Here is a 292-nt window from a genome sequence, read left to right on the forward strand (position 1 = left end):
GAACCCCTGTTACCGCCGTGAAAGGGCGGTGTCCTAGGCCTCTAGACGAATGGGACACAGTTGATACGTTATACTCTGCATCGAGTGAATACTCATTGGTGTCTGTAGGCTAAACACCAGTGCTATATAGATCATCAAACACTTTTTCTAAAAAACAGTTTCGAATTATGTTCAACCATCTTAAATATGGTATCCCATAGGGGATTCGAACCCCTGTTACCGCCGTGAAAGGGCGGTGTCCTAGGCCTCTAGACGAATGGGACACAGTTGATACGTTATACTCTGCATCGAG

At 45.9% G+C, this 292-nt stretch carries 1 tRNA gene; it reads right to left on the reverse strand.

Features of this window, described 5'->3' with window-relative positions:
* Positions 1–187 precede the first annotated feature (187 nt).
* Positions 188–263 (reverse strand) — tRNA-Glu (locus H5185_RS22565).
* Positions 264–292 lie beyond the last annotated feature (29 nt).

Source organism: Shewanella sp. SG44-6 (assembly GCF_014164185.1).
Lineage (GTDB): Bacteria > Pseudomonadota > Gammaproteobacteria > Enterobacterales > Shewanellaceae > Shewanella > Shewanella vesiculosa.